Source organism: Galbibacter sp. (genome assembly GCF_048266365.1).
Classification (GTDB): domain Bacteria; phylum Bacteroidota; class Bacteroidia; order Flavobacteriales; family Flavobacteriaceae; genus Galbibacter.
Genome location: NZ_JBLWZP010000001.1, coordinates 598,690 through 613,268 on the forward strand (window position 1 = coordinate 598,690; position 14,579 = coordinate 613,268).

The 14,579-nt window shown below is 39.2% G+C and carries 8 protein-coding genes and 1 pseudogene; 7 read left to right on the forward strand and 2 right to left on the reverse strand.

What is annotated here, in order from left to right:
• Nucleotides 1–132 precede the first annotated feature (132 nt).
• Nucleotides 133–699 (reverse strand): TMEM175 family protein, encoded by a 567-nt coding sequence (locus ACN0TV_RS02515; protein ID WP_417359782.1) that lies wholly within the window; start codon nt 697–699, stop codon nt 133–135.
• Nucleotides 700–973: 274 nt separating this feature from the next.
• Here ACN0TV_RS02515 and tnpA point away from each other — a divergent pair.
• A pseudogene (gene tnpA / locus ACN0TV_RS02520) lies at nt 974–1,297 on the forward strand (IS200/IS605 family transposase); the annotation flags it as partial.
• Between the two features lie 377 nt (nt 1,298–1,674).
• On the opposite strand, the gene ACN0TV_RS02525 reads toward tnpA, so the two are convergent.
• On the reverse strand, nt 1,675–4,068 hold the full coding sequence (locus tag ACN0TV_RS02525; protein WP_417359784.1) for a TonB-dependent receptor domain-containing protein: 2,394 nt from the start codon (nt 4,066–4,068) through the stop codon (nt 1,675–1,677).
• 334 nt (nt 4,069–4,402) lie between these two features.
• On the opposite strand from ACN0TV_RS02525, the gene ACN0TV_RS02530 reads away from it, so the two are divergent.
• The 6 genes from ACN0TV_RS02530 (at nt 4,403) to ACN0TV_RS02555 (ending at nt 14,551) form a co-directional block, all read left to right on the forward strand.
• On the forward strand, nt 4,403–4,993 hold the full coding sequence (locus ACN0TV_RS02530) for a TlpA family protein disulfide reductase (RefSeq protein WP_417359786.1): 591 nt from the start codon (nt 4,403–4,405) through the stop codon (nt 4,991–4,993).
• A gap of 410 nt (nt 4,994–5,403) precedes the next feature.
• A complete protein-coding gene (locus tag ACN0TV_RS02535; RefSeq protein WP_417359788.1) occupies nt 5,404–8,385 on the forward strand; it encodes a SusC/RagA family TonB-linked outer membrane protein in 2,982 nt (993 codons plus the stop codon).
• A 32-nt stretch (nt 8,386–8,417) separates the two neighbouring features.
• A complete protein-coding gene (locus ACN0TV_RS02540; protein WP_417359789.1) occupies nt 8,418–10,025 on the forward strand; it encodes a RagB/SusD family nutrient uptake outer membrane protein in 1,608 nt (535 codons plus the stop codon).
• Between the two features lie 27 nt (nt 10,026–10,052).
• Nucleotides 10,053–12,065, forward strand: a complete 2,013-nt coding sequence (locus ACN0TV_RS02545) for a DUF2264 domain-containing protein (protein ID WP_417359791.1) — start codon at nt 10,053–10,055, stop codon at nt 12,063–12,065.
• Complete coding sequence (locus ACN0TV_RS02550) at nt 12,058–13,344, forward strand: BNR repeat-containing protein (protein ID WP_417359793.1); 1,287 nt, start codon at nt 12,058–12,060, stop codon at nt 13,342–13,344. Before ACN0TV_RS02545 ends, ACN0TV_RS02550 begins: the two co-directional genes overlap by 8 nt.
• Nucleotides 13,345–13,360: 16 nt before the next feature.
• Nucleotides 13,361–14,551, forward strand: coding sequence for a glycoside hydrolase family 88 protein (locus ACN0TV_RS02555; RefSeq protein WP_417359795.1), 1,191 nt, complete (start codon nt 13,361–13,363; stop codon nt 14,549–14,551).
• Nucleotides 14,552–14,579: the final 28 nt, after the last annotated feature.

The following is a 14,579-nucleotide window of genomic DNA, read 5'->3' on the forward strand; positions in this document are numbered from 1 at the left end:
AAACATCTAATAAGTCAATCCTTTTCTTCGTTGGGATTGGTTGGTTGTTCAATATTAGTTTAAATCAATAATTGTTGTACATGGTTATGGCAGGTAATATAGGTGCCTGGCCTTGGCTTTCTATGGTCGTTCTTACAATACGCGTTCTATTCGCTTATCTGGTATTAACCACAAAAGGGCAACAATAAAAAAACAGCCACCGGCCATCCAAGTATTTACCCAACTAAGCCCTATACCTAACAAATAAATTACTGGAGAGATTTTACCCTTGAAATCCTTTTGAAATATTTTATCCAGTTCAAGATCTTTGTTGGCGCGGATGACAGTTCTCTGTAACATGCGGTAGGCGATAGATGACATAAGTAATAAAAAACCATATAAGGCTAAGGTATTTTTTTCGAAGCTATTCTCTCCCATCCATCCCGAGGCAAATGGAATCAAGGACAGCCAGAATAGGAGGTGTAGATTACACCAAAGAACCCTCCCGTTAACCTTCTTGGCTGCTTGCATTAAATGATGGTGATTGTTCCAGTATATTCCAATGTAAACAAAACTGAGGATGTAGCTTAAAAAGACCGGGATAAGTACTAATAAATCGTTAAAACTGGAACCGTGTTGAACTTTGATTTCTAAGACCATGATGGTGATAATGATGGCCATGACACCATCTGTAAATGCTTCTAAGCGTCCTTTATTCATAGGGTTGGAATTTCTTAAATATTCATCGGAGATCTTTTATAATCTCCGATGATGTCGATTTACATCCTTGCTATTTGGAAAAATCTAGGCTTTAACGCTGTTTGAACAGCGCATCAATGCCACAGTAATTTACGAAATTTATTAAATGGTATAGTGCAATGAGGACTTTTATTGGATGCTAAACAAAAATTGTTTTCTTTATTGGTCTCAGGCGTAGTTAAAACTATGCACTTTAGCGCATCTCGCTTTAGCTTCTAAAAAACCTACCTTTGTCATGACTGATCCAAGGGTAAATGGTCATACCGTATCGAGATTGTCCGTACATATAGTTTGGAACACAAAATATCGTTATCCAGTTCTTGTTGGTGATATTCAAAAGAATTGCTGAAAGCTTTTGATATAAGTTTGTGATGCAGAGGGCGTGAATATTTTGAAGGGTGTTGTCAGCAAGGATCATGTTCATATGCACATTGAGTATAGTCCTTCCCAGGATGTAAGCAGTCTTGTGAAAAAGCTGAAAGGAAGAAGCTCAAGACGGTTACAGCAAGAGTTTCCTACGTTGAACAAGCGCTATTGGGGTCGTCATTTTTGGGCCATGCCAAATCGCTTATTTGTTCTTCTAAGATTCTCTTGATCATATTTAGGGATTGTGATCCCCAAATATGATGTTTTTTAGGGATTGTATTCCATAGATTCTAATTTAATTTAACTAAAAGTTACGAAATTATCACTCTATAATCTATGATTTAGACGGAGTAGTCGTTCACAAGATCAATTAATTATTAATCGCATAGCTTTCAGCCATTATCTGTTTTTCTGAAAGTAACGATTTAATGGACCCTAAAAAAAATTAATATCCTGCAGTTCTTATTATTGAATTTAACGATCAAACTGCTTTATGATGGCTTTCCCGAGTATAAAATGACTTTCAAAAGTCTGTCCGAATTAGCTTTTCTTTATTTCAAAATTAAATATCTAGTTCCCCGTACGTTGTCTCTCGTTAGCGTTTCCGGTTTTATGTTTTTTCGCTTTAATATCGTTGTTGCCAAACTTATAGCTCACCGATAATTGAATAGACCTACTATCGAAGTAATATTCGGCATTTTGATACACATCATTAACAGTTGTTGTCCTTCTTATTTCAGCAGTTCTAAAGAGGTCGTTTCCTTTTAAAGTAATATTTAAATCTTTATTGAGTAATAAATATTGTAGCGTTAATGATAATGAGCTTGCTGATTTGGTATCAAAAATCCCATTTACACCTGGAGCCATATACCAATAGTTAACCCCTAAAAGCCATGTTTTGTCTGCATTCAGGTTAAAATCATTATAGGTATAAACTGTAGCGTTTAAGCCTTCTTGATCTTCATGATTTTCCTCTAAATTGAATGATGATTTAGAGTAGTTTACATCTAATCCGTTATAACTACTCCACCATTTGATTTTATTAAAGGTGTAGTTTTCTGAAAATCCAATGCGGTTAGTGGTTATGAAATTTTCAAAAGTAAAACGAATTATATTAGTTTGACTATCTGCTAGTGGTACCCTCGAAAAAATATGATCCTCGTAATTATAATAGAGTTTGGTGACAAAATTTTTATAGGTGTTCGTCAATTCAAAATTATCAATGTAAGATGGTTGTAAAAATGCATTTCCAACAATAGTTTGAAATGGATTCATCCAATAATCATTTGGGTTTAATTGCGCAAAATTGGGCCTGTTAATTCGCTTGCTGTAATTAAATGAGAAATTAGAGTTTTCTGTAGCATTATAGGATAGGTAAAACGTGGGAAATAGCTTGGCAAACTCATCCCTTTGTGACAAATCCAGATTATTGGATTTAGAATCTGTTTGAGTTGCCTCCATTCGCAATCCTAGTTGCATGCTCCAAGAATCATTAAACTTTTTATTGGCTTGAATATAAGCAGCCTGAATGTCCTCTTTATATTCAAAATCATTTTGGGCTAATGGCATATCAGTGACTGGGTCGTCAACCAAACCGCTGTTGTAAAATAAAATATCATTTAATGATTTCGAGCTCGATATTTTTCCTCCAAAACTTAAGTCTACCCATTGTAAAGGATATTCAATATCTAACTTGGCAGAAACATTGGTAACATCTTGTTTGTTTGTGTTGATACCCCTGTAAAACTGCTCTGAATATGGGTCTTCAATAGTTGAAACACCATCATAAGTTTTAGTGTCCGGATTGTTATACTTGAAGTAATCTAAATTCAATATTATTTTTCTTCCTAGAGTATCTAATGTAAATCCATTATTGTAGTTTACAGAATGAATCTCAGGGCCTAAGTCCATTGATCCTTTAGATCGCAGTGACCTTGTGATTTCATTTGTATTATTATCATATACAGCCGTGTATGGAGTGTCGGTGCTTAAGTAATCAGATTTATTATATATATACTGCGCTCCCATTTCCCAATTAGATGTTATTTGATAATTGAGATCTATTCTTCCTGAAAGTCCTTTGTTGGAAAATTTGACAGGGGTTGATGTAGACCATAGACCATCAGGGAAGTAGGCATCATCTTGTTGATCATAGAAAAAATCTGCGTCACTGTAATTAAGGGAAGATGCTATACTCAACTTGTTTTTATTGAAATTGAAGCTCCCTCCAACGGAACCTGCAGCGTAAATTCGTTGGGTATAGGAGGATTTTAATTGGGCATTCCATGAGTCCTTTTTAGCTTGTTTTAAAATAATATTTACAAGTCCGCTATTTCCGGAGGCCTCATATTTTGCCGGAGGTGTTGTAATAACCTCTACTTTCGTAATATCTTCTGAGGCTATAGATCTTAGAAAATTGGTCAATTCTTCATCAGAGAGTCGTATGATCTTATCATCAATCATTACTTGAAGATTGCTTTTCCCTATCATTGTAATTTGATCGTTTTGCACGCGAACTCCTGGTGTTACTCTTAAAACTTCAAGCGCATCTCCTTGAGACGCTTTCGATGAGTTCTCTACATTAAAAACCAATCGATCTATTTTTTGTTCAATCAGCTTCTTTTTTCCAACAATCGCGACCTCTTCTAACTCTAAGGTGTTTACAATTTCAATAACCCCTAGGTTAATAGGTTTTTCTGCTACTGTTAAGCTTTTAGAATAAAGTATTTGACCGACATAGAGTACTTGTAATGTATAATTTCCTTTAGCAACACTTAAATTAAATGAACCATTAGCATCAGTAACTGTACCTGCAATAATTGAAGATCCATTATTCTTTAAAATTACTTCTGCAAATTCTAAATTCTTTTGAGTTTCTGTTTCTAAAACACGACCTGTGATTTGTGATTGTGCGCTTACGGCAAGGCATGAGAATGCCATTAGAATAATTATTATTTTATCCATTAGTTGGTTTAATTGAGTTTTGCTTTAAAGGAAGTGATTTGTACTTTTTTTGATAAAGAAAAAGGGGTTATGAGCAACTGAATTGCCAGAAATAATAAACCCAAAACCAAGCCTTTTATGAACATAGTACTGCACAAAGATAAGAATTGAACGGAATTGCGACATTTTGCTTATTTTTCAGTCTTTAGAATATAGAAATTAAATTATTGAAATTATGAAATACCTTGTTCTACTCTTTTTTTTAAGCTATTCCATAACCTCATTTTCCCAAATAGAATACTATTCGACTAACGGAAAAAATAGGCTAACCAAGACAAAATTAGATAACTTGCTTTTGCAACAACAAGAAAAATTAGGTGATAAACTAAAAGGCATGTCCTTGGTAGCGCATACGACAAGAACAGAGACTAAACAGGATTCCGTTATTCACTTTGTTACTTTTGGGGTTAAAGGAGCAGAATCTTTTACTAATAATTTTTCAGATTACTTGGAGAAACCTTTCCCAGACTTTAAATTGTCTGATTTAAAAGGAAAAGAAATTACATTGGAAGATTTGAAAGGCAAGCCAACAATTATCAATTTTTGGTTTACCAGATGTGCCCCTTGTATCGTTGAAATGCCTATCCTAAACAAAATTAAAGAAGAATATAGCTCGGACTTTAACTTTGTTGCGCTAACATTCGAAACGCAACAAGATGTAGAAAAATTTTTAGAAAAATACGATTTCACTTTTAACCATATAGTAGGTGCAAAGGATTTTATGGACAAAATGGAAATAAAAGCCTATCCTCTAAATTTTTTCTTGGATAAGAATGGAATAGTAAAAGAAGTAAAATACGGAATCCCAAAAATCAAAGATGAAAACGGCGAAATTAAAATGGGAGATGGCAAAAAGTTCATCGAAATTTTACAAGATCTGAGATAAAAATGTATGCCAACACCACCTTAGCTGTGATCCAACGGTAATTATATTGAACCGAAAAGTTTGTCTGGTCAATAGAAAGTATGGATTTTCGGGAACTACTTTTAATCATTAAGTAAAAGTGTATTAGAGTTTGGAGCAGTACGCAACACAGGAGCAACCGAGGTGATTTTTACTTTTCCGTTAACTGAGCTTCCTAGATCAATAGGACATTACTGTATTTTTTAAGGGGTTATAGGGGAGATGTAATCATTTGTGTTCAATCAATAAATGTTAAATTAACATTTTATTTTGTTTTTAGTAAATGTAAAATATACATTTACAATCAAACTAAATGTGAACTAGTAAACATACAATCGATTGTATTCTTTTTTGGCAATCGATTGTAATTATCTTAATCAAACTTCAACTTTATGAAAACAACACAAATTTTTGGCTTTCGGGTTGGCATACTAATGGTTTGCCTGACCTTGTTTAGCTTCTGTTCAATGTATGGGAAGGGGATGGATTCTTCTTTCCAGCAGCCAATTACCGGAAGTGTGACTTCCAGCGATGGTATGCCACTACCAGGGGTTAGTATTCTTGTTCAGGGTACCAGCACTGGAGTCGTTACTAATTTTGATGGGACGTTTCAATTGGATGCATCTTCAGATGCTACCTTGGAATTTTCTTATATTGGATTTAAAACCCAAACGATTGCCGTTGATGGCCGTTCTACCATTAATGTTGCGATGGAGGAAGATCTTGCACAATTGGATGAAGTAGTCGTGGTGGGGTATGGTACCCAAAAGCGTTCCGATGTTACCGGGTCAGTATCTTCTGTACCGGAAGGTCGTTTAGAGAACTTACCGATTACCAATGTGACTCAAGCGATTCAAGGGACTACTGCCGGTCTTACCATTACTGAAGGTTCTTCAGTTCCTGGGAGTACAGGTGGTATTCAGATTCGTGGGGTAAACTCTATTAATGCTAACACAAGTCCTTTTATTGTTGTTGATGGCACCCCTTTTTATGGATCCATGAATGACATTAATACAAGAGATATTAAGTCTATTGAAATTTTGAAAGATGCTTCTGCGGTGGCTATTTACGGTACACGTGGTTCTAATGGGGTGATATTGATCACTACAAAACGTGGGGTGTCCGGTAAACCGAGTATAAACTATTCGGTCTATACGGGTTTAGAGAGTATTTCACATATATTGGAACCTCGTGGTCCCGAAGCTTATGTACAAAAGTACAGGGAGTACATGCGTGCTAGAGGTCTTGAACAAACCGGGGTATTATTAAACCAGGCTGAAATTGATAATTACAATGCCGGTATCACTACGGATTGGATTGATGCAACAACCCAAGCCGGTAGCATTCAGGAGCATAATTTAAGTATCAGAGGTGGTACCGAAGATGCTAAATATTTCCTTTCCGGTAGTTATTTGGATCAAGATGGTGTGATTAAAGGGTATTCTTTTAAAAAGGTCAACCTGCGTACAAATCTTGATTTGAAGGTTACCGATTATTTAAAGGTGGGCTTAAATGCTTTCTTTGCCAATAATAATACTGATGGCGGTAGAGCGAACCTGTTAAATGGTTCGGCGATGAGCCCGTATTCAGTGCCTTATCAAGAGAATGGTAATTACTTAATCTTCCCGATGTCCCCAGAGCAGTTGTGGGAGAATCCACTTTTAGGACTCACTACTGATAGGACAGAGCGCGATAATAATTTATCCGGGACACTCTTTGCAGAGCTTACTCCCGGATTTGTAAAAGGATTAAAATACCGTATCAATGCTTCTTATACCTCTAATCCATATCATTATGCGAACTATAAAGGTAGAGCAGCCAATGACCAGAATGGTACCGCGGATATTAAAGATTATAAAGAAAATAACTGGATTGTTGAAAACATATTGACCTATACCAAGGATATAGGAAAACATCATTTTGACCTTACGGCACTGTACAGTGCGCAATCCAACGAGTTTTTTGAATCTACCTCCAGAGGGGTTGGTTTTATAAACGATGAGCTGTCATATAACAATATTGAATCCGCTCAGAACATTTCAGCTTCTTCTGATAGCTGGAAATCGACGCTGCTTTCTCAAATGGGACGTCTTAATTATTCTTATGACAGTCGTTATTTATTAACTTTAACTGCACGACGTGACGGGTATTCTGCCTTTGGAGCCAATACAAGTAAGTATGGGGTGTTCCCAAGTGTGGCATTGGGTTGGAATATTCACAATGAGAACTTTTTATCCGGAAATGATGCGATCAATCAATTAAAGCTGCGATTGTCTTATGGTGAAACAGGAAACCAGGCCGTAGCCGTTGGACAAACAGCCACTACTGCAGGTACGGTATTGTATCCCTTCGGAGGCTCTGCTTTAATTGGAACCTTTTTGGATGGACTTGGTAACGCTAACTTGAACTGGGAGACGACAACTTCCATGAACATAGGATTGGATTTTGGTATTTTGAGAAACAGAATCGCCGGTTCTGTGGAGGTCTATAGAAGTAAAACCAGAGATATACTACTTAGAAGAAGTATCCCTGTAATTACTGGATCGGAAAGTATTTGGGATAACCTAGGAGAGATGCAAAACACAGGTTTTGAGGTTACCTTGAATACTAAGAATATTCAGAATGATAATTTTACCTGGGAAACTTCCATTAACTTTTCCACCTATACCAACGAGCTTTTAGAGATTTACGGTGACGGAGAAGATGATATTGCGAACCGATGGTTTATTGGAAAACCATTAAACGCGATCTATGATTATAAAATGGTAGGGATATGGCAAGAAGGTGAGGATAACTCACAATGGGATCCGACGGCTCAATCGGGTGATATCAAATTTGCTGATATCAACGGTGATGGCGTGATCGATCCTGAGAATGACAGAACCTATTTGGGATCCAGCCTTCCAGATTGGACTGGCGGGATTACCAATACTTTTACCTATAAGAATTTAAGTATGAGTTTCTTTATTCAAACTGTTCAGGGAGTGCTAAAAGGTAATCCAGATATGAACTACGGTGATGAGGCCGGAAGAAGAAATACCCCAAAAGAGGTAGGGTATTGGACTCCGGAGAATCAGAGCAATGAGTGGCCTTCTATCGGCTATAGAAATACCCGTGGATATGGGTATGCCCGGGACGCCAGTTTTGTTCGAATTAAGGATGTTCGCTTGAGTTATAGAATCCCAAGTGAATTTACAGAGCGCTATGGTATTTCTGATTTAATGTTTTATGTAGCGGGAAGGAACCTTTACACCTTCACCGATTGGATTGGATGGGATCCGGAGAGCAATCAATCTTATAGAGGCTCAGACACTTGGACCAATAACTATCCTGTAGTTCGTTCGATTTCACTAGGAATGAATTTATCGCTTTAAGCATGCTAACTAAAGAATTAAAACATAAGAAGATGAAAAAATATATAAAAATAATGGCTCTTGTTGTGGGACTTAGCGGCACTTGCCTGGTCTCTTGCAACGATAGTTTTTTGGAGGAGGATATCGAGTCCGCATATACTCCGGAGTCCTTGAATGATGAACTTGGTTTTGAATCAGCACTTATTGGACTCTACCAACAAGTGAGTACGTTCTATACCCAGAGTGGTAACCAAGGTTGGGTAGGAGTATGGCAAGTAGGAACAGACATTGTTTGGCCAACACAGCCTCAGGGTATCGAGGTACCTTATTATGAATACGATCTGCTTACTCCAGATGATGAGGCCGCTTTCCAAACCTGGAGAAGGGCGTATAATGTTATTGAAAATGCCAATAGTATTATTTACAGTGCAGAGCATCCAACCGGAGGCGCCCTGGATATGACGGCTGATCAATTAAAACTAATTAATGCAGAGGCTAGGTTCTTTAGAGCGCGCTCTTATAATTTGCTGGCTACCTTATTTGGCGGAGTGCCACTGGTTACGGAGCCTATTGCTGAGCCAAAGCTCGATTACACAAGAGCCTCCTTGGAGGAGGTGAATGCTCAAATCGAAGCGGATTTATTGTATGCCTCTCAAAACCTTCCGTCCATTGACAACACTCCCGCTGAGGCTAGAGTTAGTCGTTTTGCTGCCAATCAGTTGTTTGCGAAGTTTTACCTTCGTGTAGGAGAGCCAGGTAAGGCAGAAGATCAGGCGGATCTAATTATTGATAGTGGTAAGTTTCAGTTGGTAGATGAGCGTTATGGAGTGAAATCCGATCAACCTGGGGATCCGTTTTCGGATATGTTCTTCAAGGGTAATCAGCGTAGATCACAAGGGAATACTGAAGCCATTTGGGTGTTAGAGAATGAGAACCCTAGTGATGTTCGCGGTGGAAGTACCGGAGATCCTCAACAAAGACGTGTTTGGGGTGCAGGTTATCACAACAGAAACGGTATGATTCCGGCGGATTCTCTTGGAGGGCGTGGAATTGCTAGAATTCGTTTGAACAACTGGGTGTTGTATGATTTATATGAAGATGGTGATGTTAGAAATTCTAAATACAACATTCACAGAAGGTTTAGATATAACAATCCTGATTTCGAGCAGTATGGAGAGTATGTGCCTTACTCAGGACCTGATACACTGTTTATCATCAATCCTTATACCTTGAAGTGGGGGCATTTTGATCCAAGAGATACATTTGGATACGGAATGTGGAAAGATTTTATCTTGATGCGTTTAGGAGAGACCTATCTTTTAAAAGCTGAAGCGCAGCTCATGCAGAGTAATCCTTCCGGTGCTGCCATTACCATTAATGCGCTACGTCAAAGAGCCAATGCTCCTGCGGTATCAGCTTCTGATATCGACTTGGACTTTATCTTGGATGAGCGTGTTCGTGAGCTGTTGGCAGAGGAAAATCGAAGAATGACCCTAATGCGTACCGGTACACTTGTCGAGCGTGCAAATGAACATAATAGCGATGCGCCTGTTGGGATGCAAATCCAAGGATTATCGGATACACATCTGTTACTTCCTATACCTTTACGGGAGATTCAGTTGAATAAGGAAAACAAACTTGAGCAGAACCCCGGTTACTAGGACTGCCCAAAGAAAAATAAAAAAACAATGAATAAATTGATTGATGTTGTTAGGGCAGTTCAAGCATTTGCAGGGGTAAAATTACCCCTGCTGCTTATTGCTGCGCTACTAACGAATTTTAGCTGGTCGCAAGAATCAAGTGCGCCGACTTTTGAGGATAGGGAGTATTTTGTGGATATGCTTGTAAAGATTGCGGATCCGGTACTTAAGAACCTGGCTGAAGATAAACTTAAGGCAACAATGCCTGTTGAAAAGGCACTTAATCCTTATGGGGGGAGAGAAGAAGTTACTCATTTGGAGGCCTTCGGAAGAACCCTGGCCGGAATGGCTCCTTGGTTGGAGCTCGGTTCCGATGATTCTTCGGAAGGTCAGCTTCGAGAGAAGTATATTCAGTTGGCTTTAGCCGGTATTGAAAATGCTACCAATCCATCAGCAAAAGATTATATGAACTTCACCCAGGGCGGTCAACCTTTGGTAGATGCCGCTTTTTTGGCGGAAGCCTTAATTCGGGCACCAACACAGTTGTGGGATAGACTTTCATTGGAGGTAAAGCAAAACGTGCTGTCTGCTTTTAAAAGCACCAGAAGCATATCACCTCCTTATATGAACTGGCTACTGTTTAGCGGCATGATAGAAGCAGCGTTATTGAAGTTTGAAGGAAAGGCGGATATGATGCGTCTTGAGTACGCTTTATTTAAGCATGATGAGTGGTATTTGGGTGATGGGATGTACGGTGATGGTCCTGATTTTCATTGGGATTATTACAACAGCTATGTAATTCAGCCCATGATCCTGGATATCTTAGGCGTTCTTGCAGATCAAAAAGAACAGTTATCACATTGGCGATATAAAGGTAAATTTATTGATCAGGCTGATGTGTTTTTGGATAGGGCGAGACGTTATGCTGCCGTACAAGAGCGACTTATCGCTCCTGATGGCACCTTCCCGCCTATAGGGCGATCTTTGGCCTATAGGGCGGGTGCATTTCAGTTGTTATCCCAGATCGCTTTATTACAGCAGTTACCTTCAGAAGTTCATCCTGCACAGGTACGCTCTGCTTTAAAGGCTGTGCTGGAAAAACAAATGGAAGCCCCGGGAACTTTTGATAAACAGGGCTGGCTAACCATTGGTTTTTATGGGGCGCAAAAAGAAATTGCAGAACCTTATATTTCCACAGGAAGTTTGTATTTGGTTTCCACCGCCTTTTTAGTACTTGGTTTAGAAAAACAAACCCCATTTTGGGCAGCTCCTGCCCAGGATTGGACCCAGAAAAGGATATGGAGTGGAAAACAAATTCCAATTGATCATGCCTATTATCCCGGTAGGGAAAGAAAGAAGGCATGGGATACGCTAATCGCACCTTCGTCCTTTGATAGCAATCGTGCATTTAAAAAGCATTGGGACAATTACTACCCTTGGGGTAGGGATCATAATGGAACAGCGCGTATGTATGCCTCTAATATTATCCTAAATGATGGTGTTTTAGAATTAAGGGCAGAACTTTTATCCAAAGATGTGGGCAGTAGTAGTTCGGATCCACACCTGCCAATTCGATATCGCTCTGGTGCAGTACATGCTAAAGTTCCTATTACCGTAACAAAGGAGTATCCTTTATATGAGATTTCGGGAGAATTTAAGGCGCCTATTGCCCCTGGAACCTGGCCGGCATTTTGGATGACCGGAGTAGATAGTTGGCCTCCTGAGACGGACATCCTGGAATTTAAAGGTGATGCCGTGAATTGGCAAAACACCTTTATCACGCCCAAGGATGTGACGACCATCAAAAAAGAAATTTCAGATGCTGCTGATAGTTGGCATGCGTATAAGGTTCGTTTGCAGTGGTTGGACGAATCTCATGCTTCGATTACCTATTATATCGATGAGGTGCAACAGGGAGTTCATTATACGAACTTTTCAAACAAACCTATGTGGCTTATTGTAAACTTGCAAATGGAAGGGTCTTCCGGAGAGGCCGATGGTCTGGAAGGATGTTCGTATTTTGCTAAAAATATTTGTGTCAAAAGACGCGCTCATGAATAAGGTTGTTTTAGGGTTTTTGGGATGTGTATTGCTTTGTTGTGGCTGCGCTGATTTAAGGGTAACCCAAAGTAATGTCGGTATGGGCTGGAGTCAGAACTCCGTCAATACCGTTATTTTTAGAAACCAGGCCCTGTGTAGTTTTAAAAACCATCAGTTTATTGCCTTTTACAATGGTGAAGGGAAGATGGTACTGGGCACTAGAACATTAAATGAATCGAAGTGGAAACTCTTGGTTAGCCCCTATAGCGGAAACGTCAAAGATGCCCATAACTCCATCAGTATGGCTGTGGATGCCAAGGGCTATCTTCATGTAAGCTGGGATCAACATGATACCCGCTTACGATATGCTAAAAGTAAAGAGCCTTTGAGTTTAGAACTCGATGAGGAAATTTCCATGACAGGCCTGCAAGAAGAAAAAGTAACCTATCCCGAGTTTCAGAATCTTTCTGATGGATCATTATTGTTTCTATACCGATCTGGGGCTTCGGGACGGGGTAACCTGGTGGTGAACCGTTATGATCCTAATACCGGGGTATGGACACAACTTCACCATAATCTTATTGACGGAGAGCAGATTCGTTCTGCCTATTGGCAAACCCATGTGGATGCTACCGGTATTCATCTGTCTTGGACTTGGAGAGAATCCTGGGATGTGACCACTAATCACGATATCGCCTATATGGTGTCTAAGGATGGAGGAGTTAGTTGGCAGGATATTGATGGTAACGATTTAAAGCTACCCATCATACGGGCTACGGCTCCCTATGCATGGAAGGTAGTCGAAAACAGCAACCTTATGAATCAAACTTCCATAACCACAGACCCTTTTGGAAATCCTTATATTGCCAGTTATTGGAGGTCGGACTCCATAACACAATATAAAGTGGTGTACCATGTGGATGATCAGTGGCAATTGATGGATACTGATTTTCGTAATCAGGATTTTGAACTTGGAGGGGGAGGAACTAAAAGTATTCCGATTTCAAGACCGGAGATTTTGGTGAATGACAACCATCTGTTTTTGCTTTATAGGGATAAGCTTCGTGGAAATAAAATCACCTTGGCACAGTATGGTTTTGATAATAAGCAATGGAACTTGAAGGATCTGACCAAAACCGCTGTAGGAGAGTGGGAACCCAATTTTGATAAGGGGCTATGGAAACGCTATAATAAATTACATATTTATGCTCAAAACGTATCACAGATTGATGGCGAAGGCTTGGATAGCAGTATGCCACCACAAACTGTTCAGGTATTAGAGCTTGATTTGTCTAATTAACTAATTACTTACATTGATGAAAAACTATTATCAAACACTGCTGCTTTTCTTAGGGTTATCCCTTGTTGGATGTCAAAAAGAAGAGTCTGCTTTAGAAAAGAAAATTGACCAAGTATTAAATACTGCTGTTTACCAGTACAACTCTATGGCGACTCGTTTAGAAGAAGGACGATTTCCAAAAACCTATTTTAAAGATACAGATAAACTGGAGACCAGTGACTCAGGATGGTGGTGTAGTGGGTTTTATTCCGGAACCATGCTATACCTGGATCAGGCGTCTGGAAGTGATATGTTTCAACAGGAGATCGATAATTCATTAGGTCATTTGGAAAAGGAACAGTTCAATACCTCTACCCATGATTTGGGCTTTATGATGTATTGCAGCTATGGGCATGCCAATCGCTTAAACCCGAATCCCGACTATGAACGTATTCTGATCAATAGTGCTAAATCTCTGGCGACTCGGTATAACAAAAATGCCAAGGCTATCCGATCCTGGGATAGCGCTCCTTGGAATAAAGGGGGAGAAGATGACTTGGTGGTCATTATCGATAATATGATGAACTTAGAGTTGTTGTTTTGGGCTTCAAAACACAGTGGCGATCCTGCTTTCGCTGAGATCGCGGTTAATCATGCCAATACTACCATGGAACATCATTACAGAGATGACTACAGCTCTTATCACGAGGTGATTTATGATGAAAACACAGGTGAAGTTAAACAACAAATCACCAATCAAGGTTATGCAGATGCATCCTCATGGGCTCGTGGACAGGCCTGGGGCTTGTATGGCTATGTGGTGATGTATAGAGAAACCAAGGATGTGAAATACTTGGATTTTGCCAAGAATATCGCTGATTATATTTTAAACCATCCGAATATGCCAGAGGATATGGTGCCCTATTGGGATTTTAATGCTCCCGATATTCCTGATGCATTAAGGGATTCATCTGCGGGGGCTATTATCGCTTCTGCACTTATAGAACTCTCTACCTATAGTGAAGGCAAGTATCTTTCTCGGGTTGAAATCATGTTGGAAACATTGTTATCACCTGAGTATATCGCAGAACAGGGAAGTAACGGTGGGTTTCTGTTAAAACACGGAGTCGGAAATATGCCCAATAAGACGGAGGTCGATACACCACTTACCTATGGAGATTATTATCTGGTAGAGGCCATGGTGCGCTATAAAGAGATAAAGAACTAAGATTTTTAAATTAAATGATTGACTTACT